Raw genomic sequence first — 24579 nt, 5'->3', positions numbered from 1 at the left:
TACTCATGATTGAAATCTATAGAAAATCGAGGTGCCCCATGCTAGAAATCAAACGGATCGATCAAGAACACCAAGCTGATATCCGCTTGAAAAACGAACCCTTCTCCTTATGGGGGAAAATGCTGCCGTCTTATAATGAGGGCAGCTGGCAGTACACGATCTGTAAATTTGCACCTGAAGACATTCAGACGATGCGTTTCCCAGATGAAAATTATTGCTATGATGAAATGAGCCGAAACAGTCTGTTTATCGGTGCTTATGATGATGGAAAATGCATCGGCTTAGCAATCGTTCAAGACGCTTTTTTCAAGTATCTGTACCTCTATGACTTAAAAGTCAACACAGACTACCGCCAGCAAGGAGTCGGTCAACTGCTGATCCAACAGGCACTGAAAGCGGCCCTTGCCAAGGGCTATCGCGGCATCTACACGCAAGCGCAGGACAACAATCCTTCTGCCTGTCTGTTCTACTTGCGGGCAGGCTTTCGCATCGGAGGTCTGGATACGGAGGTATACAAAGGCACCAATCAGGAAGGCAAAAGTGACATTTTGTTTTATTTGGATGCAGCGGAAACGGCAGGCAAAAAATAGCTGAAAAAAGAAAAAAATTCCTCCTGCCAGATGGTACACTTAAGGCAACAATGTTTTAGAAGGTGAGGAAGAAGAATGTACGTAGGATTTGATATTGGCGGAACAAGTATTAAATATGGTGTTTTGGATGAAACCGGCGTGATCCTTGAAAAATCAGCGATCCCCACAAGTTATGAGCCAGCGCAGTTTTATCAGGATCTACTCACGATCATCGAAGATGCCCAGAGCCGCCACACGATTGATGGTATTGGGATCAGTGCCCCAGGGATCGTTCAAAAAGACGGGTTTATGTTAACGGCGGGCGCTATCAAATCGTTGTATGGTGAAAATTTTAAAGCAGCCTTGGAAGCGCGTACAGGATTGCCTGTGGCGGTGGAAAATGATGCCAATGCAGCAGCGATTGCTGAAAAATGGATCGGCAATGCGCAAGAGGCTGCCAACTATTTGTGTCTTGTCCTAGGCACTGGTGTAGGCGGTGGGATCGTGATCAATAACCAAGTCTACCGAGGTGCTCATGGCATGGCTGGTGAATTTGGCTGGATGGTGATCGATCAGCTGCCAGAAGAAGGCAATATCGAGGAAAGTTCCATCAATAAAAAAACTGCCGTCGTGGGCGGCTTGATTCGCCTCTACAATTTAGCTGGCGCAGCAGTTCCTGGCTTTGAACCCACCCAAGACGCCAAAGAAATTTTTGACCGCGCGCAGCAAGGCGAAGCGTTGGCGCTGAAGCTGACGGACCAATTTCTAACGGATTTATCTGTAGGACTGATCAATTTGATTAGCTGTTTTGACCCAGAATTGGTGTTGATCGGCGGCGGCATCAGCGCCAATCCTTATTTCTGGGAACGCCTGCAGGCTCGCTTGACGATCACGGAAACACGGCATGAAGCGATCAATTATTTGCGCGGACAAACCATCGCGCCTGTTCGTCCAGCGAAGCTAAAAAACGATGCCGGCTTGATCGGCGCAGTCTATCAGATCCACCAACAGCTGCACCGTTAAAAGTTCGAATATGCTATACTGGTGTAAATTGATTATCTAGGACAGCGAGGAACCAGCATGGCGCTTTTTGAACAATTAAACTTGAACAAGCTCTCTGCGGTAGAACAAGAAATCTACCGTTTTATCGTCAATCACTTAGAAAAGATCCCGTATATGCGCGTACGCGACATTGCCGATGATGCTCATGTCTCTTCGACTTCGGTCTTTCGTTTTATTCAAAAAGTCGGCTTTCAGTCGTTTCCAGAATTTCGCTTCTATATCAAAAATCATTTAGAAAAAGCTCATTTTGATGCGCATCCGGAACACTTAGGTTTAGAAGCGCGCATCAAAGGCTTGAATATGCAGATCTTCCACCCTGATGCGGAATACCAAATACGAAAACTTGCCGAAGCGATGCGGGATGCTGATTTGATCTTATTTATGGGGATGGGGGCATCCGGTGCGATCGCGCAATACGTTGCCCGCAAGTTGGCCAGTCTCGGGTACTTTAGTATCAGCATAGACGAGCTGACCTACCCGATCAAAAGTTTTTTGCGTAAAGATCAAAAAAATGTTTTGGTTTTTCTGAGTGTCTCTGGTGAAACCAAAGAACTGATCGAAGTCATTACTGGCTTAGAGAATCAGGCAATCGTGCAAAAATATTGCATTACCCCCAATCGGGAAAGTACGTTGGCACGCCTGTGCGATTATTCGATCGAGTATGCGATCAAAGAGGAACGCAAAGACATCTTTCTTGATTTGACTAGTCAATTGCCTTCAGTAGCGATTTTAGAAACACTGATCGGTTATTTGCAAGATTATCGTTCCAACCCTTGATGGTTCTGTTTACTGAACCATCTTTTTTTGTAACACTGTGTTCCGGCTGCGGAATTTTTTTCATTTCTTGAGAGATATGTACGGAATCCGTATCCGCTTACTTTTAGCCGCTTTCATTCGCTATAATGATGGCATCAATTAAGGAAAGGTGTTATTATTATGCAAAAATTCAATGACCTGTTAGACCGCTCGTTGGTACCAATCGCAACAAAGTTGAACAATCAACGCCACGTAGCAGCGATCCGGGATGCGTTCATGCTGATTTTCCCACTGACCATCGCTTCTTCTCTCGTTATTTTGGTCAACAATATTTTATTTTCCAATGAAAGTTTCATCGTGCAATTATTTCAACTGAATCGACTTTTCCCAAATCTGGAAAGTGCCCAGCAAGTCCTAGCTTCCGTGGCGAACGGGACCATCAACATCATGAGTTTATTCATTGCGTTTCTTGTTGCCCAACTTTTAGCCAAACATTTCCAAGCAGATGCTACGCTAGTTGGTTTGACAAGTGTCGCTGCCTTTATGATCTTGTACCCGACCTCCTTTGCAGTAGAAGATGTCAATGTGATCTCCACACAATATTTAGGCGCCCAAGGGTTGTTCGTAGCTATGATCGTGGCTTGTTTGGTCGGTGAATTCTTGCCGAAGCTTTTCAAAGTCAAACGACTGCAGATCAAAATGCCTGAAATGGTACCGCCAGCAGTTTCTCGTTCCTTTTCTGGCATGATTCCGATCGTGATCATCGTGGCAGTCACTGCTTTGATCAATTTCTTAGTTTTGATGATCGCACCAGAAGGCATCAATGAACTGATTTATAATGGGATCCAAAGTCCATTGCGGGATCTGGGGGGCAATGTCGTCGGTGTCTTGATCTTGGCGTTCTTGCAAACTACGTTGTTTGCGATCGGGATCCATGGACCAAATACTTTGAATGCGGTTCGTTCAGCGATTTTTACCGAACAGGACCTAGCTAACCTAGACTTTATCAACCAAGGCGGCTCCTTGTGGGACGTTCCTTACAAAGAAACTTGGGGCGTTTTAAATGATATGTTCGCAAATATGGGCGGAACTGGTATGACATTGGGCTTGATCATTGCGATTTTCATCGCCTCAAAACGTCCAGAACAACGTGAGATCGCTAAGATGTCCTTAGTTCCAGGGATTTTCCAAATCAATGAGCCGATGATCTTCGGTCTACCGATCGTCTTGAACCCAATCATGATCATTCCGTTTATTTTAACGCCAATGGTCAATATTTTAGTGGGTTATTTTGTCACTGTTGTCTGGCCGATCATGCCGACCCCAGCGATTGGGGTACCATGGACGACCCCCGGAATCATTAATCTCTTTTTAGGAACTGGAGGAAATGCGATCGCTGCGGTTGTCGGTGTCGTTTGTCTTGCGATTTCGGTCTTGATCTATTTGCCATTCGTGATCGCCTCTAACCGTTCCCAAAAAGTAGAATTATAAGCAAACGAATGAGTCGAGGAGGAATGAAATTTATGTCCGCAAAAATGCCAAAAGATTTTTTATGGGGCGGCGCGATCGCTGCCCATCAAGCGGAAGGCGCTTGGAATGTTGCTGGTCGTGGAATGAGTACCGCCGATGTCATGACGGCCGGCGGCAACGGTATTCCCCGTAAAATCACCAAAGGCGTCATTGAAGGGGAATATTACCCGAACCATGAAGCCATTGACTTTTATCACCGCTACAAAGAAGATATCCAGTTATTCAAAGAACTGGGCTTGAAATGTCTACGGACATCGATTTCTTGGAGCCGGATCTATCCAACTGGAACAGAAGAAGAACCAAATGAAGCCGGTCTCCAATATTACGATGATCTTTTCGAAGAATTGCAGGCAAATGGCATCGAACCCGTGATCACTTTGTCCCACTTTGAAATGCCCTACGCCCTCTATGAAGAATTTGGTGGGTTTGCTAACAAAGAAGTGATTCCCCTCTTTGTCAAATTCGCTAAGACTGTCTTTCAACGGTATCGTGACAAAGTGACGTATTGGATGACTTTCAATGAGATCAATAATCAAGCAGATGGGCAAGAGCCGCTGCACGTTTGGACCAATTCTGCCATGATCATCGAGGATGACAGTCAAAAAGAAGCACTCGTCTTTCAAGCGGGCGTCAATGAGTTGATTGCCAGTGCGGCAGCCGTGATCGAAGGCAAAAAAATCAATCCAGAGTTTCAGATTGGCTGTATGATGGCCTATGTCCCGGTCTACCCCTACTCTTGTGCGCCAGCTGATTTGATGGCATCCGTCAAAGCCAATGAACGGCGCTATTTTTACAGCGACGTCCACGTACGAGGCAAGATCCCAACCTATGTGCAAAAATATTGGGCAAAAAAAGGCATCACGATTGAGATCACGCCCGAGGAACAAGCGCTATTAAAAGGGGGAACCGTTGATTATATTGGGTTCAGCTATTACATGTCAGGAACGATCTCAACCCTTGATGAAGTGGCTGGCACACCAACTGAGGATATCCCGGGAGCAAAAATCGTGAGGAATCCTTATATTAGTGCTTCTGATTGGGGCTGGCCTATCGATCCAGTCGGGTTGCGCTATGTGTTAAATACGATCTATCAACGCTATGACTTGCCGCTATTTATCGTAGAAAATGGCTTTGGTGCTTACGATCAATTAACCGATGAACAGCAAGTCCATGATGACTACCGCATCACTTACCTGAAAGAGCATATCGAACAGATGGAAAAAGCGGTGGTTGAAGATGGTGTACCGCTATTAGGCTATACGCCTTGGGGGATCATTGACATCGTCAGCTTCGGCAGCGGCGAAATGGAAAAACGCTATGGCATGATCTATGTCGACAAAGACAATACCGGCAAAGGAACCTTGAATCGTTTGAAAAAAGATTCCTTTGCGTGGTACCAGCAAGTGATCGCCTCTAATGGTGAAACGCTCTAATTACTGCTTCCATGACGAACACAAAAACCGCCCCCTCGTTGCGCCATCCTCCTTTTCACATTAGGAGCCTGGCAACGAGGGGGCGGTTTTCTTATTAAAGAGGGGCGCCATTGCGAGGATGGCTTTTCTTATCATCACTAAACACTACCTCGATGCTGTGGTACACTATAGCTATTCATTTACTTTTACGTTAAGGAGGAACTGCATGAAGCCGATATTTCGTCCGATCCAATCTCAAGATGATGCGCCCTTAGCCGCTATCATTCGCAAAAGCTTGACCGACCACCAGTTGGCGGTTCCAGGAACTGCCTATTTTGATCCCGAGTTAGACCACTTAAGTGAATTTTATGCAGCGGATCCTGCTACCCGCCATTATTTTGTCGTCACCGATGAATCGGGTACCCTTTTAGGTGGCGGTGGTCTTGCCGCTTATGATTCAGAAGGGAAAATCGCCGAGCTGCAAAAATTTTATCTCAGTGATGCCGCCAAAGGGCAGCGCCTCAGCTATCCCCTGCTGGCGAAGATCGAGGCCAAAGCTTTTGAACTAGACTATCGGCAACTCTATTTAGAATCCCATCATTCTTTAGAAGCTGCCTTGCATGTCTATCAAAAAGCCGGCTTTCGCGCATTGTCCCAACCACTACTGGCGGCACAGCATACCACGATGGATCGCTTTTATGTGAAAACATTAGAGCCGCAGCAACCAAATCAATGCAACAGCACCCACGGTTTGGACGGCGCCAACGGAAAGACCATAGAATAAAAAGCGCGGGCCTTCTTTTAAAAACTTGCGGAAATCCAGCCGCAAACCGATGGCTGCCAACGCCGTCGTTTCAAACCACGTACTGATAAAATGAGCCCCCTCATTCAACCAGCTAGGCAGTGGCAAGAAGCTGTTCAAGATACAGATGGTCAAGAAGCCCAACACATACCAAGGGATCGGCAGCCGTAGTTTGCCTTTTCCTTTGGTTTTGGTGGGGGTCTTTGTCGTCATTCGTTCAAAAACAATGACGACGACTGCCAACATGATGATGCGCGCGATTTTAAAGAGCATCGCGTATTTGACGGTGTCGGCATCAATCAAACTAGCCCCCGCCACGACTTGCCCGACGGATTGCAGCGTGCCACCAAGTAAGGCGCTTTTTTGCAATAGATCATCGCCGTATAAGGCCAAGCCTAAAAACGGCAGCGTCAGCATCATCACCGTTCCTAAAAGATTGACCAAGGTGATGATCTGCCCTTTTTCTTCATCATCGGCATCAATGGCTGGTGCGATCGCCGCAATCGCAGAGGACCCGCAGACAGCGTTGCCGCCTGCCATCATCAGGCTCATCTTTTGATTAAAGCCCATTTTTTTCCCTATCAAATAAGCAGCGGTAATGACCAAGCTCATCATCAGCAAAATAAAGAGAAAGCCCCGAAGGCCCATTTCACTGATGGTCTGGAAAGTGACGGTAAAGCCCAGCAAAACCACCGAATATTCCAAGAGCCGACTTTCCGCAACCTTCGTCCCGACTTGATAGCGTTCTTGCTTGAACAGTGTATTTCCTAAAATGATTCCTAATAAAATAGCAAGGGTTGCTCCCCCTAATTTTGGCACAGCCAAAGCCATGATTCGGGCGATGACGGCTACCGAAAAGGACAGGAACAAACCGGGAAGTATCAAAGCTGTTTGTCGTTGCTTCATTGCTTTCATCCTTTCATATAACATCCATTATACACAGATTGACCGATCAGTAGGATTTATTGGTATAATAGTTATGATTGAATTTTCTAATGGAAGGGATTGCAATGCTAAAATTACTGGAGACCTTTAAGATGGTCTATGAAACGAAAAATTTTTCGAAAGCTGCCGAATTGCTGTTTATTTCGCAGCCCACGGTTTCTGCTCAAATCAAGCAGTTGGAACAAGACTTGGATACACCGCTTTTTTTACGCAATGGTCGCAAAAACGTGATCGCCACGCCCCAAGCAGAGTACCTTTACGAAAAGGCACTGAATTTATTGGATGAGTGGTCGACGATCGCCAGCGAGATCCATACCAACACGCAACATCAAAGTCACTGTGCCCTAGGCATCTCTCATACCTATGCGATGGCGTTGATGCCTGACTTGATGATTGCTTTATACAACGCCTTTCCCACGGTGCGTTTTCGGGTATCGATGATGAACTCCGCTGAAGTCTTAACAGCGCTTGAACAACATCAACTGGATTTAGGGATCATTGAAAAACCCTTATCCGCACCAAGTATTTTGCGTTTCCCGATTTTGAAAGATCAACTCGTCTTAGCTGGTGATCCCCAAGTCGGTCCTTGGCTCGTCCGAGAAGCGAGTTCTGGTGTCTACTATTACACTAAGCGCTATCTGGAGGAACAGAACATTCAAGGATCGATCATCGAGATCGCCAGCAATGAACTGATTGTCGCTTTGCTGAAAAAAGGTTTCGGCTGTTCGATCCTTTCCAAGCGAGCCGCCCACGGCATTGGCTATCAACTGCTGGATAAAAACTTTGAGAGGCAATTTTACCTCATCCAGCGCAAAGTAGTCACAGAACCAGCCATCGAGGGATTGCGGACCTTCATTCAGGAGTGGTCTCAAGAGGATTCCTTACAAGCAGAAAGCAAATAAATTCACCTGTTTTTAAGGGAGGAAATCACCGCCTCGTGGGATTTCTTAACCTTTTCTTACGATTACGCTTCCTCGCTGCCGATCTGGTCCGATTGATTGTTTCTTAAGAAATTTGTGCTAAAATGAAGAGTACTGGCTATGGGCTCTAATGTTCCCCTTTTTGAGGAGAGCTTAGACCACCCTTTGACTACTTTTGCAGTTCGTGAAGCAAACCAGTAAGAAAGGATCTTGAAATGAACGAACAAATCAAGAACAAATTAGCGCTGCTTCCTGATCAACCTGGTTGTTATTTAATGAAAGATAAAAATAACAAAATCATCTATGTTGGGAAAGCCAAAATTTTAAAAAATCGTGTCCGTTCGTATTTTACCGGCAGCCACGATACGAAAACCGAACGGCTCGTTCAAGAAATCAATGATTTTGAGTACGTCGTTACCGAATCAAATACGGAAGCCTTGCTGCTGGAAATCAATTTGATTCAAAAAAACAAACCAAAATACAATATCATGTTAAAGGACGACAAGTCGTATCCTTTTATTAAAGTGACCAAAGAGCGCTATCCGCGTCTGATCATCACTCGTAAAGTTTTAAAAGACGGGGCTTTATATTTTGGCCCTTATCCTGATGCACGAGCAGCCAACGAAACCAAACGGGTGCTAGATCGCCTCTTTCCTTTGCGAAAATGCGGTCCTTCTCAAAAGCGGCCTTGTCTTTATTATCATTTGGGTCAATGTGTCTGTCCTTATGTCAACAATGTAGACCCTAAGGATTATCAGAAGATCGTTGATCAAGTCAAACACTTTTTCCATGGCGGTCACGTCGATATTTTGAAAGATCTGAAAGAGAAGATGGGCGAAGCCATTGAAACGTTAGAGTTTGAGCGAGCGGCTGAGCTGCGGGATCAGATCCAAGCGATCGATACCGTCATGACGCGACAAAAAATGACTCTGACAGATCTGATGGACCGTGATGTCTTTGGCTACAGTGTCGACAAAGGCTGGATGTGTGTCCAAGTCTTCTTTATCCGTCAAGGAAAGCTGATCGAACGAGAAGTCTCTTTGTTTCCTTTCTACAATGAAGCGGATGAGGATTTCTTGACCTTCGTCGGCCAGTTTTACCAAAAGAATGAACACTTCATTCCCAAAGAAGTCTTTGTTCCGCAAAATGTCGATGCCGCACCGTTAGAAGCGCTGCTGGAAACCAAAGTCCTGCAGCCCCAACGAGGCGACAAAAAGAAATTAGTCGATTTGGCCAATAAAAATGCCCGCATTGCCTTGGCACAAAAATTTGCGTTGATCGAGCGTACTGAAGAACGGACGATCGGTGCAGTGGATCGTCTAGGCGAAGCCATGGGGATCCCGACACCTTATCGGATTGAAGCCTTCGATAACTCCCACATCATGGGGACCGATCCGGTTTCTGCAATGGTGGTTTTTGTCGACGGGAAGCCGTTTAAAGATGATTATCGGAAATATAAGATTCGTACCGCACAAGGCGGCGACGATTATGGCTCTATGCAAGAAGTCATCTACCGCCGATACTCTCGTGTCCTAAAAGAAAACCTGCCTTTTCCTGATCTGATCATCATCGATGGCGGGAAAGCCCAAGTCGGTGCTGCCCAAGAAGTGCTGCATAACCAGCTAGGTTTAGATATTCCCGTTGCCGGTTTAGTGAAGAACAACAAACACAAAACCAGTGAGTTAATTTTCGGAGAATTTTTAGATCCGATCCAGCTGGAACGCAATTCTGTAGAATTCTTTTTGCTGCAACGGATCCAAGATGAGGTCCATCGTTTTGCGATCACCTTCCATCGCCAACTGCGCAGTAAAAACAGCTTTTCTTCCAAGCTAGATGAAATTCCTGGCTTAGGACCAAAACGCAAGCAACAGCTCATGAAAACCTTCAAGTCGTTAAAAAACATCCAAGCAGCTTCCGTGGAAGAGATCCAGCAAGCTGGTATTCCCAAAGCCGTTGCGGAAACTATCTTAGCCAAACTAGGCGATCAAAACCAACCCACTTCTTAAGTCAAAACAAAAACGCTCCATAGCCAACAGTAGCTATGAAGCGTTTTTTCGTTGAAGAAGCATTTTGTAAGCCGTTACTTTTTGCGGTGCTGTAACAGATCAGGCTTCATGTCTAACATGGAATAGCCACGAACATCATACCGATTGCGGCTGCAGGAATAGTCCACTGGCCGTCCCGATTCTAAATAGATGATCTGTTCTAATTCCAATACTGGATCATCTACTTGGCACGCTAAATAGGTTTGATCGTATTCATCACTTTTGGCGGCCTGAAAGGTCCGATAAGCACCAGCAAATTTGTAGCCTAAATCTTGCAACAGATAGTCATAGACGGATTCTTCCAAGATCTCTTTCGTCAAACCGCTGACCAGATCCAATGGCATATAGGAATGCTCAAGTATGTAGGGATTGCCTTCTAAGATCCGCAAACGGATCACATGGTAGATTGGTTGTTCAGCAGTGATCTGAAGCATCTCTTGAATTCTTGTTGTAGGAAAACAGACTTCAAAGGTGATGACTTGGCTAGTCAACGTCCGTTTTTCTTGTTTCATTTGATAGCTCAGGCCTTTGTATTCTGTCACCGATGAGGTATCTTTGCCCCAAAAGGAATGATTCAAAACTTTGGTCCCTAAGCCGCGCTTTGTCAGCAGCAAACCTTCCATAATCAGGATATTCACCGCATTTTTAATCGTCATTCGGCTGACGCCAAACTCTTCCACTAACTCTGTTTGATAAGGTAAAAGACTGTCTTTCGGATAAGTTCCGTCCTTGATTCTTTTACGCAGAACATCTGCGATCTCCATATATTTGGGCATTTTGCCACCTCCAAAACGTGTGTTGTATTGTATTGATTGAAAAATGAGAAAAGAACCGGCCAAACGAAAAGAGTGTCATCACACCACTGCACCTTCCAATGAAGCAGTGTGATAAGGGGTATTGCACTCTGATCGCGGCCGGATAAGGTCTATTACGTTTGGCGCTTGTTTCTAATCGACTCGATCAGACATTACGCATTTTTTAAACGGCGTGTTTCTTGAATTTGCGCCATTTTCACGAACGGCAAGTAGATAACGATCGACAAGATCAAGTTAACAGCTGCCAAGATTCCGCCAGCAATACTTTGTGTCGACAAAATACCGCCGATGATTGGTGGCGTCGTCCATGGTGCGATGACGGTACTTGCAGGAACTAAGCCAGTTGCGGTTGCAAAATAAGCAGTCGTTACTAAAACAAGTGGTGTCAACACATATGGGATGAACAAGATTGGGTTCAAGACAACGGGTAACCCAAACATCACTGGTTCATTGATCATGAACACACCTGGTGCAACGGATAGTTTTGCGACAGTCATATACGCTTTATGATGACGAGCAACTAAAAAGATCGCAATCAGAAGACCTAGTGTCGCCCCTGTTCCGCCGATGTTCACGAAAGAATCAAAGAATGGTTTGTTGACGATATAAGGCAAATCTGTGCCTGCTTCTAATGCTCGTGCGTTTGCTTCGATCGCTGGCACATTGATCGTTTGCATGAACGGGTCGATGATGTTGGCACCATGCAAACCAAAGAACCATAAGAATGCAGAGATAAAACCTAATAGCAAAGCAGCTGGATAAGAGTTTGCCAAGCCCATGAATGGTTGTTGCACCAATTCATAGAAGGACAATACGATACTTGTCACACCAAATGCTTGGAAAATTGCTGTAAACAAAGCAAAGATCGATACGGTGATCATTGCTGGGAATAACGCAGCAAATGAACGTGATACTGCTGGTGGTACGCCATCAGGCATGTTGATGACTAAGCGTGGGTTGCCAGCTAGACGACGGAAGATCTCAGTAGAAATGATCGATACGATTAATGCTAAAAATAATCCTTGAGAACCAAGTCCGGCAGCTGTTAACAAACCATCTGGGCCTGTCGCCATTGCACCTAATGCGAAGAAACTTGCAACTGAGATCGCCCCAGCACCTAATGCGTCTTGATTGTAGCTTTTAGCTAAATTATACGCTACTGTGAAAGCGATTAACAGACCAAGTATTGAAAAAGTACCTGCTGACAAGTTGTTCCCAAAGGCTTGCCATGTCCCTTCACCAAAAATGCCATTCATAAAATCAATATAGGCAGGAATTGGTAAGTTGTTGATCAATACCCCAAAAGAGCCTAAGATCATCAACGGCATCGTTACGATGAATCCGTCACGAATGGCCACTAGATGTCTTTGAGAGCCTATTTTAGAAGCGATCGGAATAAAGTGCTTCTCCATAAATCCAATAAATTTATCCATTGTTTTTTCTCCTTTCAAACCCAAAACAAAATAATGAAACCGATTTCTACTAAAGAATACCACGAGAACGTTTCCATGTCTAGTCTTTTCTTTATCAAAACTGTTCTTTTATTTAACCCAGCTTATCATTTGCAAAAACAGGTGGTTTTTTAATAGAATACCCCCTTTGAAATCAGCCAGAAAAATCCGCGATTTTACACAAAAAAAGCAATGCTGATTCCTACAGCATTGCTTTTTTCATTGTTATTAAAAGCCGTTATTATCTGAAACTTCTTTAAACCAACGACCTGATTTTTTCACCGTTCGTTTAGCATCATTTGCTAAGTCAACGGAGATAAATCCGTAACGGTTCTTGTAAGCATTGGTCCATGACCAGTTGTCCATGCAGGTCCACATATGGTAGCCGACACAATTGGTTCCTTCTTGGATCGCTTGGTGGACGTACTTTAGGTGGTCAGAGACAAATTCGATGCGGTAATCATCTTCGATCACGCCATTAGCATTGACGAAACGTTCTTCTCCTTCGACACCCATGCCATTTTCAGAAATGTAGCACTTGATATTGCCATAGTTTTCTCGCGTGTTCGTCAAAATATCATAGATCCCTTTTTCATAGATTTCCCATCCGCGATACGGGTTCATTTTCTTGTTTGGCATATCATAGTTATCAAAGTAATCATCAGGCATTGGACTTTTCGCTTCATCGATCGGTGATTCTTTCTTCATGATACGACGAGGTTGGTAATAATTGATCCCCAACAAGTCGATCGTATTTTCGCGAATCGTTTGTAAATCATCTGCTTCCATTGCTGGTACCATATCCAATTCCTTGACGATGGTCACTAATTCTTCTGGGAACGTCCCTTTGACCGCTGGGTCTAAGAAAGAACGATTAAAGAAGGCATCTGCGATTTGCGCTGCTTTGACATCCTCTGGATCGTTCTCATCTCTTGGATAGCTTGGCGTCAAGTTCAAGATGATGCCGATCTCCCCATCAAGGTTCATCTCATGATAGACTTTGATGGCTTTGGCACTCGCCAACGTTTCGTGGAACCCAACTTGGACTGCATGTTTCATGTTGATCTCATTCGGATAATGGAATTGGTAAAGATAGCCGCCTTCAACAGGGACAATCGGTTCATTATGAGTGAACCATTTCTTGACACGATCACCAAATAATGTAAAGCAGGTTTGCGCAAATGCGACATAGGCATCCACGGTCTCTCGGTTCAACCAGCCGCCTTTTTCTTGCAGCGCCATTGGCATATCGAAGTGGTATAAATTCATGAAAGGTTCGATCCCGTTGGCGATCAGCTCATCAATGTAGGCATTGTAAAAATCAACGGCTTTTTGATTGACTTCTCCTTTGCCTTGCGGGAAAAGACGACTCCATTGGATCGACGTCCGAAACGTCGTATGGCCGGTTTCTTTCATGAGTTGAATATCTTCTTGATAGCGTGTGTAGACTTGCGAGGTTTTTTCAGGACCTACCCCATTGAAAAATTTCTCTGGTTCTTGCTGATACCAGTAATCCCAGATGCTTGCCCCTTTGCCATCACCTTCAAATACACCTTCTGTTTGTGGGCCACTAGCGGCTGACCCCCACCAAAAGCCTGCTGGAAATTGATAATCCATCTTCATTCACTCCTCATTTTTTCTTTGCTGCCCTAATCATAAAGGAAGCAGTTACAAAAATCAATCTTTTTTAAAATAAATGTATAGACATTTAAAATAAAACATGATACATTATCAATGTAATCGATTGCAAAAAGAAATTTAAGGAGTGAACTAATAATGAATGGTTTTATGGACAAGTTATCTGAAAAGATTTTGCCTTTGGCGAATGCCTTAGGACAAAATCGCTACCTGACCGTCTTGCGGGACGCATTTATGCTTTCGTTCCCAATCACTATGTTTGGATCGATCGTGGTCGTTTTAAACAACCTGCCCTTCTTCAGTGATGCCACTAAAGGAACATTAGGAACACTGTTTGGTAATGGGCAAAATGCAACAATGAGTATCATGACTGTTTTCGTTACTTTCGGTATTGGCTATTATTTATCAAAATCATATGATGTGGAAGGGATTTTTGGCGGTGCCGTTTCTTTTGCCAGCTTTTTGATCTTGACTCCTTTCTTTATGACTACTGAATCTGGCGAAACGATCTCCGGTGTGCTGTCTCTTGATCGTCTTGGCGCAAAAGGGATGTTTATCGGGATGATCGCAGCATTTTTGGCAGCTGAAATCTATTGCCGCATCACAAAACGCGGCTGGCAGATCAAAATGCCTGATGGGGTGCCACCAGCAGTTTCTAAATCTTTTGCCGCTTTGATTCCAGCAATTATCACCTTAACGGTATTCTTAGTGATCAATGCCATCATGACGGGTGTCTTCAATGCCAACTTGCATGACTTGGTTTATGAATTGATCCAAAAACCATTGACTGGACTAGGCAGCAGCTTGCCAGCAACTCTACTGGCTTTGTTCTTTGTTCAATTCCTTTGGTTCTTCGGTCTACATGGTCAAATCATCGTCAACTCTGTGATGGACCCGATTTGGAATACATTGATGTTAGACAACTTAGAAGCGTATCAAAATGGGGATGCACTGCCGCATATCGTCACAAAACCATTTATGGAAACCTTTACCGTTGGATTAGGCGGTTCTGGTATGACGTTAGCCGTTGTTATCTTGATGGCTTTCGTATTGAAGAAAAAACAATACCGCGATGTGGGTCGTTTGGCTTTAGCACCAGGGATCTTTAACGTTAACGAACCAGCCATCTTCGGTATGCCGATCGTCTTGAATGCGACGATCCTGATTCCTTGGGTCGTGGCACCTCTTGTGGTAACGACCTTCAACTACTTAGTGATGGCGGCTGGACTTGTTCCTGCACCAACTGGTGTATCTGTCCCTTGGACCGTTCCAGTGGTCTTCAGTGGTGTCTTAGCAACCAACTCTTGGTTAGGTGGTTTGCTACAAGTCATTGACGTGGTGATCGTCGGCTTAATCTGGTATCCATTCTTACGTGTGTTAGATCGTCAAGCAGAACCATCGATCGATTAAGCGCAACGGCTGGCTGAATTTTTTCAGTCAGCCATTCTTTTTATAAAAAAACCAAGGTTTGATTGTCGAAACCGCTTTTTTCAGCTATACTTCTTGCGAGGTGATCAGATGCCAAAATACCAAGAAATTGCCAATATTTTACGCACACGTATCAAAAACAACACGTATCCGCCTGACAGCTTACTGCCGAATCAAACTGATTTAGTCGAGGAATTCGGAGTCAGCCGGATGACCGTCAAAAAAGCCATCGGTATTTTAGCCATGGAAGGACTGGTTTATTCTCAGCGGGGCGCTGGAACAAAAATATTGAACCACCCATTCTTAAAAAAAGACACCACTGCTTTAACGGTCTATGAAGGCTTGTCAACGGAAATGGGCAAAGCTGGCCGCAAGCTAGTCAGTCAGGTCATCGATTTTCAAGTCGAATTTCCTGACCAAACGATCCAAGAAAAGTTGATGTTGACGGAAGAACAGCCGATCTATAGTATTGTCCGCTTGCGGATTCTTGAAGACCAACCGTTTATTTTAGAATATACCTATATGCCCGTCCATTTGGTGCCCAATTTAACTCGTGGCCATTTAGAAAGTTCTATCTACCGTTATGTCAAAGAGGAACTAGGGGTCCAGTTTGCTGGCGCTTACCGCACCATCGCCGCTGATAAAAGTACCGCGTACGATCAACAGTATTTGGACTGTAAAGCCGATGATCCGGTCTTAGAGATCGAACAGATCGTCTATCAGAAAAATGGCTCACCCATTGAATTTTCCCGTAGTCGCAACCGTTATGATGTGCGGGCCTACTCTTATTTAGATGTCCAGAACTAAAAAGACCTACCCACGGTTTCTGATGGAAGAAAACCGTGGGCAGGTCTTTTTGTTGTTTCATTCGTTACTTCGGTTATTTTTTCGCTGAGGGTTGGAATCGTTTCAGCCGCAAGGCATTTAATAAAACGGATACCGAGCTGAAGCTCATGGCCGCCCCAGCGATCATTGGATTGAGCAAGGGGCCGCCGAAAAGATGCAGCACACCCATTGCAACAGGGATGCCTAAGACGTTATAAGCAAAAGCCCAGAAAAGATTTTCTTTGATGTTTTTGATGGTTGCCCGACTTAACTCGATCGCGGATGGGACGTCCATCAGATCGCTGCGCATCAGTACGATGTCTGCCGATTCGATGGCGACATCGGTACCGGAGCCGATCGCGATCCCTACATCGGCTTGGGCTAACGCGGGCGCATCATTGATCCCGTCACCTACCATCGCAACCTTTTGGCCTTTGGCTTGCAGGCCAGCTACTTTGGCGGCTTTATCTTCTGGCAAGACGTCACTGATCACTTCATCGATACCGACTTGTTTGGCGATGGCTTGGGCCGTTCGGGCATTGTCGCCCGTGATCATTGCTACGTACAAGCCCATTTGATGCAACCGTTCAATAGCTTTTCGACTGCTTTCTTTGATAGTATCTGCCACAGCGATGATCCCGATCGCTTCGCCGTCTTTGGCAACATACATCGGTGTTTTCCCTTCGTGAGCCAATTGTTGGGCTTGCTCGATCAGGCCATCGAGGGCAACGTTTTGTTTTTCCAGCCATTTCTGGTTGCCTAATAGGACTGGACTGCCAGCAATCGTGCCTTGTATCCCATGCCCTGGGATCGCTTCAAACCCGTCAACTTCTTGCAGGGAGAGCGCCTGCGTGCGGGCTTCGATCACAATGGCTTCGCCTAATGGATGTTCTGAGCCTTTTTCAACAGAAGCCGCCAGCTGCAGCAATTCCGTCGGCGTGTGGTTGCCGGCAGGCAGGAGATCGGTTACGACTGGTTTGCCTTCTGTGATCGTGCCGGTTTTATCAAAAACGATCGTCGTCACGTTTCTAGCTGTTTCTAACGCATCGCCGCTTTTGATCAAGACGCCATTTTCTGCCCCTTTGCCCGCACCCACCATAATGGCGGTCGGTGTCGCTAATCCTAAGGCACACGGACAAGCAATCACTAATACAGAGATCGTAATGGTCAATGAGAAGATCCAGGTTTCTTGTCCTAAGAAAAACCAGGCAAGTCCTGCAAAAACCGCCAAGACCATGACGATCGGGACAAACACACCCGAAACTTTGTCAGCCATGCGGGCAATCGGCGCTTTGGAACCTTGGGCATTTTCTACTAACTGAATGATTTGCGCTAACGTTGAATCTTCTCCCACATTGGTGGCTTCATATTGAAACGAGCCGTTTTTGTTGATACTGGCGCCGATCACCCGATCACCGACTTGTTTTTCGATAGGTAAGCTTTCTCCGGTGATCATTGATTCATCGATGGCAGAGCGTCCTTGGGTAACGATCCCATCCACAGGAATCTTTTCACCAGGTCGTACGACTAAGATATCGCCGGCTGCGACTTCTTCAATACCCACTTCGACTTCTTCGGCTTGATGCCCGCTGCCGCGAAGCACACGGGCTTTTTTCGGTGCGAGATCCAACAACTTCTTGATGGCTTCGGAGGTTTTGCCCTTCGAGACCGACTCAAGGTATTTTCCTAAGGTCACTAATGCCAAAATAACGGCGGCCGTTTCATAGTACAAGTGCATCGCATAGTGGGTCGTGCCCAGGTAGACCATCACGGTCCCATAAATACTATAAAAGAAGGCAGCGCTGGTTCCCAATGCGACGAGGGAATCCATGTTGGGATGGCCTTTCCAAAGCGCTTTGAAACCAGCAATGTAAAAGGCGCGACCGAGGACCATCACCGGTAAGACCAAAAGCAATTGAGTGGTAACGAAATTGACTGGATAGGCCATCGGATCTAAAAAGCCAGGGATCGGCAAACCGATCATTTCCCCCATCGTCAAATAGAACAAGGGGATCGTAAAGAGCGCTGAAAGCCAAAACCGTTGCCATAAAGCACGAATCTCTGCCTGTTTTGAATCCACCTTGTCGGCAGAAGCGGTCGGCAGCTGTGCATCATAGCCCGCCTCTTTCACGGCAGCTGCGATCTTCGCGGCGGTCACTTGATCTTGTTGATAGCTGACCGTCAGTTTTTCTGTTGCCAGATTGACGGAGGCTTGCTCCACACCCGCTAATTTTTGGACAGCTTTTTCTACTGTTTGGGCACAAGACGCACAGGTCATGCCCGAGATGGCAAAGGTCTCTTGTCTTTGAGAGCCGATCAGTTGATAGCCCGCTGCTTTGATGGCCGCAGCGAGTGTTTCTTCGGTGAGCTGCTGCTCATCATAACGAATATGTAATTTTTCAGTAGCCAAATTGACCGCTGCTTGGTCGACCCCCGCCAGCTTGCTGACTGTTTTTTCGACGGTCTGGGAACAAGACGCACAGGTCATCCCTTTTACCCCATAATTCTTTTCGATCATTGTTTCCTTCCTCCTTGCTTGCTAGGCAAACTCATTAACCTTTTATGTTTACAATTGTAATCTTCTTCTACTTTACAATTATCGTTTACACTTGTCAACGATAATACTCAAAAAAAGGACGTTCTCCTTTGAAGCGGCCCAAAAAGCGAGACTTTTGGTCTACCTTTGGGCGGTCGCTACAGGTGGAACGTACTTTTTTCTAAGAAACGATCACTGCCGTTGCAGGGGTCGTTTCGCTTATTCAGGTATTGGTTTTAGGAGGCTAGCACTCTTGCCCGTTGGTTTTGATCAGCTCTTGGTACCAGTAGAAACTGTCTTTCTTGTAGCGTGCCAAAGATCCTTCTTGCGTTTCATCTTGGTCGACATAGACAAAGCCATAGCGTTTTTGGTAGCCATTCAACCAGCTTAGCAAATCAGTGAAGGACCAGGTGCAATAGCCAAGAACTTCCGCGCCGTCGCTGATCGCTTCTTTGATGGCATGGACATGCCCTGCTAAATAATCGATGCGGTATTGGTCATGGATTTGATGATCATCCGTTAGTTTGTCGTATTCACCAAGTCCGTTTTCTGTAATGATCACAGGCACCCGATAACGGCTAGTGATTCGTCGTAAAGCGATCCGCAGCCCTTGAGGATCGATCTCCCAATCCCAATTCGTCCGTTCCACAAATGGATTTTCGGCTTTTTTGAACATTCCTGGTGTCCCGGTTTCTTCGGAGCTGCCTTTTTTCCCAGTGGTGTTCATTTTCCCCGCACCGACACCATCTAATGGATTGTAGGCATTTGTTGCTGTTTGGTAATAGTTGATCCCTAAGAAATCTGGTTTTGCTGAACGCAGCAAGTCCATATCTCCTGGTTCGATCGTTGGCGCGATCCCTTGCTCTTTCAAGTAATTCATTGCAGCAATCGGGTATTCGCCCCATAGATAGACGTCTAACCAATAATGCGCCATCAAGTCTTCCGCGTTTTCAGCTGCCAAAATATTTTTCGGGTCGCTGTTGATTGGGTAGTTTGGTGAGTAGGCGAAACTTGGTCCGATTTTCCCTGGGATTTTCATCTCATGGAACTTGTTGATCACCGAAGCATTCGCCAAGTTAGCGATATGATTGACTTCATACATCCGTTTAGGATCGGTCACTCCTGGTGGATGGGCAGCTAAAAGATAGCCTAAAGAAGTAAAGATATTTTGTTCATTCAAGCTGACCCAATAGTGGACTTTGCCGCGAAAGGCTTCAAACAATACGGCCGCATAGTTGGTGAAATCTTCAATGATTTTGCGAGATTCCCAGCCACCGTATTCTTCTTGCAAAGCTCGTGGCAGATCCCAATGGTACAAGGTCACCATCGGTTCGATCCCTGCATTTATCAGTTCATCGATCAAGGCTAAATAAAAGTCTAACCCTGCTTGATTGACTTCTCCTCGTCCTTCTGGAAAAATCCGTGTCCAAGCAATAGAAAAACGATAGGTTCTCAATCCTTGTTCTTTCATCAAGGCAACATCTTCTTTGAAGCGGTGGTAATGGTCGACTGCGACATCTCCGTTCGTTGCTTTAAAGGTTTTTCCTGGAATGCGGACAAAATCGTCCCAAACCGAAGCACCTTTGCCGTCTTCTTGCCATGCGCCTTCTACTTGATAGGCTGCTGATGCTGAACCCCATAAAAAATCATTGGGGAATTCTTTTAGTTGTTTATGATCCAATTGTTTCCCTTCTTTCTGTTTGATGATACCCCTTTCTTAAGTATACCGATAATTGCCTGATTTGTCATAAGAAGATTTTGTACCTATGCCAAGAAAGCCGATGGCACGCAAAAAACATCCGTGCAAGCAGTGGCGTTCTCCTTTCAAGGATGCAGGCTAGCTATGGATCATGCGTCAAATTGTGCCTGATAGAGTGCGGCATAACGCCCCTCTTTAGCTACTAACTCTTCGTGGGTCCCCTGCTCTACGATATTGCCCTGTTCCACCACGAGGATCGTGTCGGCATGTCGAATCGTGGACAAGCGATGGGCGATCACAAAGGAGGTTTTGCCTTTCATCAATTTGGTCATCGCTGCTTGGATCAGCAGCTCTGTTTGCGTATCGACATTTGATGTGGCTTCATCAAGAATCAACAGATCGGCATCCAACAGCATCGCTCGTGCAATCGTCAACAGTTGTTTTTGTCCTTGTGAAATACCGGTTCCGTCTTCAGAAATCAAAGTATCATAGCCTTTTGGCAGGCTCATAATAAAGTCATGGATATGGGCGGCTTGTGCAGCAGCTTGGACTTCTGCCAACGTCGCATTCGCCTTGCCGTAGGCCAAATTGTCGAAAACCGTTCCCGTGAACAACCAGGTATCTTGCAGCACCATCGCATAGCTTTGCCGTAAGCTGCGGCGTGTCGCTTGGCGGATATTTTTGCCGTCTAAACGAATCGCTCCTTGGTCAGGGTCATAAAACCGCATCAAGAGGTTCACAATGGTGGTTTTCCCGGCTCCGGTTGGTCCGACGATCGCGACCAAGCTGCCAGCCGGTACTTCCAGCGAAAGGTCTTTGATGATGGGCTGCTGTGCTTGATAGCCGAAGGTCACATGGTCAAAGGCGACATCACCAGACACCTCGTGGTATTCGTAGGCTCCAGGAACATCAGAAACTTCCGGTTCTTCATCCAGCAAACGGAAGATCCGTTCTGCCGCCGCCAACGCCGATTGCAAATCACTGAAGATGTTGGCTAACTCATTGATTGGTCCTGAGAATTTTCTGGAGTATAAGACAAAAGAAGAAACGTTCCCGAGTGTCAGATGACCGAACAAAAACAGCAAGGCGCCAAACATACTGATCAAGGACAACGACAGATTGTTGATAAAGTTGATGGAAGGACCAGTCATACTACCGTAATACTCGGCATTGTAATAGGCATCCACCGCTTCTTGGTTTTTTTCGTCAAAACGGCTGATGATCGCTTCTTCTTGGTTATACAGCTTGATCGTTTGCTGACCAGAAATAATCTCTTCCACAAAACCGTTCAGTTCGCCTAATTTGCGGGAACGACGGCGAAACAATGGTTGAAATTTGCTCATCAAAAAACGAGTCAAAAAGATCGAAGCGGGAACCGTTACGACAAAAATCAGCACCAGCAGCGGCGAAATCAAAACCATCATTACAAACGAACCAATGATCGTCACAAGACTGCTGAGGACTTGAATGGCATCGCTGGCCAATGACGTATTGATGGTATCGACGTCATAACTGATGCGGCTGATGATATCCCCAGTGGCGACTCGGTCAAAATACCCCACCGGCAGTTCGGTGATTTTATCAAAAATCGCCTTGCGCATCGCTGCCACCACCCGCTGACTCAAGCGGATCATCATGAGCGAAATCAGATAACTAAGAAGGGAAGACGCAAGATAAAACAGCAGCATCAGCCCACAATAAAAGAAGACTCGTTCAAAAATGACCTTGCCGGGACCCGGTTGAATGGCATCAATGGCGTACCCGGAAAGCAACGGTCCCACCAAGGCGAAGATGTTGCTGACCATCATTAAAATAGCGGCTGCCAACAGGAGTCCTTTGTACTCGTAGAGATAGCCCCACAAACGCCGGAGTGTTTTCTTGCTATCCTTTGGTTTTTCCGTTTTTTTCTTCGGCATCGTCGGCACCTCCTGTCTGCCCTTGATAAATGGCTTGGTAGATCGCATTTTCTGCTAGTAATTTTTGGTGACTGCCAAAGCCGTTCATTTGCCCGTTTTCCAGTACCAAAATTTTGTCGGCATGCTGGATCGAGCTGATCCGCTGCGCGATCAAGACCGTCGTAGTCTGTTGAAACTGCTGTCTCAGGACCTTGCGCAACTGAGCGTCGGTTCGATAATCCAGCGCACTGGCAGAATCATCCAAAATCAAAATCTCTGGATCCCCCGCCAATGCCCGCGATAACAAGACCCGCTGCTTTTGACCGCCGCTTAAATTGCTGCCTTTGGCATGCAGTGGATGAGCTAAGCGCTTGGGTAGTTGATTGATAAACTCCTTGGCTTGGGCGCGAGCCGCCGCTTCTTCGATCTGTTCTTTGGAAAACCGCCGACCAAAAGCGATATTTTCTTCGATCGTTTCCGCAAAAAGCACGTCTTTTTGTAAGACGACACCGAATAACTGATGCAACTCCGTCGGATCGATGGAGCGAATGTCGCGACCAGCGATGCGGATCATACCCTTCGTTGGGTCATAGAGCCGCAGCAGTAGTTTGACGATCGTTGATTTTCCACTACCAGTCGCACCGATGATCCCTAAGGTTTCTCCCGGCTGCAAGGAAAAATCGATGTCTTTCAGCACCCGAGTGCCATTAGGATAGGTGAAGGAAACTTTTTCAAAAACGATATGCGCCGACTCTTCTTTGACAGGCGCCTCAATGACTTGCATATTTTGCGGCAGGCGCAAGACGGATTGGATCCGATCGGCAGAAGCCAGCCCCTTCGACACGATTACAAAGATGCGCGTGATGCTGAGCATGGCATTCAAAATGATCGTAAAATAGGTCAAAAAGGCGATGATGACCCCTGGTTGGGTCAACCCTTGATTGACGCGAAAGGCACTGACAACGATCACCAATGTCAACCCGATATTCAAAAAGAGGTCCATCAGGGGTGGTGTCGCAGCCATCGTTCGATTAGCAGTGGTTTCCGCAGCTACTACGTCTTGATTGACGTGGTCAAAGCGTTTTTTCTCGTAATCTGCTTTGGACAAGGCCTTGATCACCCGAGACCCAGTCACATTTTCACGGACAGTTCGCACCAACACATCCACTTGCTTTTGCAATGAGGCAAACAAAGGGATCCCCCGTTTGGAGATGGTGACTGCTGCCACTAAAGTGAAGGGCAAGACGCCTACTAAGACCAGTGTCAAAACGGGATCTAATGTAGCAGTGATCATGATTCCCCCTAATAACAGAATCGGGGCACGAATCCCCATCCGTTGGATCATCCCTACCGTTTGATGGATGTTGTAAGTGTCTGTCGTCAAGCGAGACACCAAGGAAGGAATCCCGACTTCTTCGACTTGCGGAATCGACAGATAGGAAACTTTTTCAAATAAATCATGGCGAATACTACCGGTGGTATCGCGAGCAACACTGGAGGCCATCCGATTAGCGATGATATTGGTGACGACTGCGATGATGGAGCAGACCACCATCGCCCCACCCCAAGCAAAAATCGCAGATACCTGCTTCGTGGGAATCACAGAATCGATGATATACGCCAAAATCCAAGGCAATAGCAAGTCCATCAATGACCCGAAGAATTTGATGCTGACGCCAAGGGAGATGCGGCCGATATAGGGTTTTAAATATTGAGTCAAAAGATTCATTCCATCACCTCAGCTTTCGCTAAAAGCCGCTGGGAATTTCCTTTGACGATTTCCAGATCGGCGATCAACTGCTGCTGTTGGGCAGCAGAAAAACCTGCTACGACTTGTTCATTCCAGCTTTGAAGCAGCTGTTGGATCGCTGGTTGGACGGCGAGTGCTTTTTCGGTTGGATAAACCAGTAATTGTCGTTTGTCGGTGGGACTGCTGGTTCTAGTGATAAATCCTCGTTCTTCTAGGATCGCAAGTTGACGGGCAACATTGCTTTTATTCACAAAAATCTTCTTGGCTAAGGCTTCTTGACTGATCCCCGGTTGGCGGCAAATGTTTAAGATATAGGTATGATGCATCCCGCCTAAACCAAATTTTTTCAGTTCTTTTTCCCGATAAAGGGTGGCGAGACGGGCAATATGATTGATTGAGCGGATAATGGCTTCCATGAGCACTCCTGCCTTTCTTAGTTCTTCAAAGTGTCTTATCTATTATACGGAATAATCGTTGCGTGCGCAACGATTATTGTTTCTC

The 24579-nt window shown here is 45.9% G+C and carries 19 protein-coding genes; 10 read left to right on the top strand and 9 right to left on the bottom strand.

Annotated elements, in window-relative coordinates; genetic code table 11:
• Window positions 1-38 precede the first annotated feature (38 nt).
• The 6 genes from A5870_RS14445 (at window position 39) to A5870_RS14420 (ending at window position 6113) form a co-directional block, all read left to right on the top strand.
• Window positions 39-590, top strand: a complete 552-nt coding sequence (locus A5870_RS14445; protein ID WP_086293644.1) for a GNAT family N-acetyltransferase — start codon at window positions 39-41, stop codon at window positions 588-590.
• A gap of 75 nt (window positions 591-665) precedes the next feature.
• Complete coding sequence (locus A5870_RS14440) at window positions 666-1592, top strand: ROK family protein (protein ID WP_086293642.1); 927 nt, start codon at window positions 666-668, stop codon at window positions 1590-1592.
• 57 nt (window positions 1593-1649) lie between these two features.
• Window positions 1650-2408 carry a MurR/RpiR family transcriptional regulator gene (locus tag A5870_RS14435; protein ID WP_081117684.1) on the top strand — a complete coding sequence of 253 codons (759 nt, stop codon included), beginning with the start codon at window positions 1650-1652 and terminating at the stop codon, window positions 2406-2408.
• Between the two features lie 159 nt (window positions 2409-2567).
• A complete protein-coding gene (locus A5870_RS14430; protein WP_086293639.1) occupies window positions 2568-3878 on the top strand; it encodes a PTS sugar transporter subunit IIC in 1311 nt (436 codons plus the stop codon).
• 32 nt (window positions 3879-3910) lie between these two features.
• Window positions 3911-5350 carry a 6-phospho-beta-glucosidase gene (locus A5870_RS14425; protein ID WP_086293638.1) on the top strand — a complete coding sequence of 480 codons (1440 nt, stop codon included), beginning with the start codon at window positions 3911-3913 and terminating at the stop codon, window positions 5348-5350.
• Window positions 5351-5555: 205 nt separating this feature from the next.
• The gene (locus A5870_RS14420; protein ID WP_086293636.1) at window positions 5556-6113 is read left to right on the top strand and encodes a GNAT family N-acetyltransferase; all 558 of its coding nucleotides are present in this window, start codon (window positions 5556-5558) and stop codon (window positions 6111-6113) included.
• Here A5870_RS14420 and A5870_RS14415 read toward each other — a convergent pair.
• Window positions 6039-7061: a YeiH family protein gene (locus A5870_RS14415; protein WP_016619553.1), complete on the bottom strand. Its 1023-nt coding sequence runs from the start codon at window positions 7059-7061 to the stop codon at window positions 6039-6041. The genes A5870_RS14420 and A5870_RS14415 overlap by 75 nt on opposite strands.
• A 65-nt stretch (window positions 7062-7126) precedes the next feature.
• Between A5870_RS14415 and A5870_RS14410 the strand changes: the two genes are divergently transcribed.
• Window positions 7127-7978: a LysR family transcriptional regulator gene (locus A5870_RS14410; RefSeq protein WP_086293633.1), complete on the top strand. Its 852-nt coding sequence runs from the start codon at window positions 7127-7129 to the stop codon at window positions 7976-7978.
• A gap of 233 nt (window positions 7979-8211) precedes the next feature.
• Complete coding sequence (gene uvrC, locus A5870_RS14405) at window positions 8212-10002, top strand: excinuclease ABC subunit UvrC (protein WP_086293632.1); 1791 nt, start codon at window positions 8212-8214, stop codon at window positions 10000-10002.
• A 74-nt stretch (window positions 10003-10076) separates the two neighbouring features.
• Here uvrC and A5870_RS14400 read toward each other — a convergent pair whose 3' ends face one another.
• From A5870_RS14400 to A5870_RS14385, 3 genes are all read right to left on the bottom strand, one after another.
• The gene (locus A5870_RS14400; RefSeq protein ID WP_005226685.1) at window positions 10077-10817 is read right to left on the bottom strand and encodes a GntR family transcriptional regulator; all 741 of its coding nucleotides are present in this window, start codon (window positions 10815-10817) and stop codon (window positions 10077-10079) included.
• Between the two features lie 191 nt (window positions 10818-11008).
• Window positions 11009-12289 carry a PTS sugar transporter subunit IIC gene (locus tag A5870_RS14395; RefSeq protein WP_005232725.1) on the bottom strand — a complete coding sequence of 427 codons (1281 nt, stop codon included), beginning with the start codon at window positions 12287-12289 and terminating at the stop codon, window positions 11009-11011.
• 246 nt (window positions 12290-12535) lie between these two features.
• The gene (locus A5870_RS14385; protein ID WP_375350052.1) at window positions 12536-13924 is read right to left on the bottom strand and encodes a glycoside hydrolase family 1 protein; all 1389 of its coding nucleotides are present in this window, start codon (window positions 13922-13924) and stop codon (window positions 12536-12538) included.
• A gap of 159 nt (window positions 13925-14083) precedes the next feature.
• Between A5870_RS14385 and celB the strand changes: the two genes are divergently transcribed.
• Entirely contained in the window at window positions 14084-15355 is a 1272-nt protein-coding gene (celB, locus tag A5870_RS14380) for a PTS cellobiose transporter subunit IIC (RefSeq protein ID WP_005226670.1), read from the top strand.
• A 108-nt stretch (window positions 15356-15463) separates the two neighbouring features.
• Window positions 15464-16180 (top strand): GntR family transcriptional regulator, encoded by a 717-nt coding sequence (locus A5870_RS14375; protein WP_086293627.1) that lies wholly within the window; start codon window positions 15464-15466, stop codon window positions 16178-16180.
• A 73-nt stretch (window positions 16181-16253) separates the two neighbouring features.
• Here A5870_RS14375 and A5870_RS14370 read toward each other — a convergent pair whose 3' ends face one another.
• The 5 genes from A5870_RS14370 to A5870_RS14350 all read right to left on the bottom strand — a co-directional run bounded on the left by A5870_RS14370 (window position 16254) and on the right by A5870_RS14350 (window position 24494).
• Entirely contained in the window at window positions 16254-18716 is a 2463-nt protein-coding gene (locus tag A5870_RS14370; protein ID WP_086293625.1) for a heavy metal translocating P-type ATPase, read from the bottom strand.
• Window positions 18717-18978: 262 nt separating this feature from the next.
• Window positions 18979-20415, bottom strand: coding sequence for a glycoside hydrolase family 1 protein (locus tag A5870_RS14365; protein WP_086293623.1), 1437 nt, complete (start codon window positions 20413-20415; stop codon window positions 18979-18981).
• Between the two features lie 167 nt (window positions 20416-20582).
• The gene (locus tag A5870_RS14360; RefSeq protein ID WP_086293622.1) at window positions 20583-22349 is read right to left on the bottom strand and encodes an ABC transporter ATP-binding protein; all 1767 of its coding nucleotides are present in this window, start codon (window positions 22347-22349) and stop codon (window positions 20583-20585) included.
• Entirely contained in the window at window positions 22315-24057 is a 1743-nt protein-coding gene (locus A5870_RS14355; protein WP_086293620.1) for an ABC transporter ATP-binding protein, read from the bottom strand. The genes A5870_RS14360 and A5870_RS14355 overlap by 35 nt, the downstream gene beginning before the upstream one ends.
• On the bottom strand, window positions 24054-24494 hold the full coding sequence (locus A5870_RS14350; RefSeq protein ID WP_086293589.1) for a MarR family winged helix-turn-helix transcriptional regulator: 441 nt from the start codon (window positions 24492-24494) through the stop codon (window positions 24054-24056). The genes A5870_RS14355 and A5870_RS14350 overlap by 4 nt, the downstream gene beginning before the upstream one ends.
• Window positions 24495-24579: the final 85 nt, after the last annotated feature.

The sequence above is a fragment of the Enterococcus sp. 2G9_DIV0600 genome, from assembly GCF_002140615.1.
Lineage (GTDB): Bacteria > Bacillota > Bacilli > Lactobacillales > Enterococcaceae > Enterococcus_D > Enterococcus_D innesii.
The sequence above is the reverse complement of the archived record's forward strand: the minus strand, read 5'-3'. Positions and strand labels throughout refer to the sequence as shown.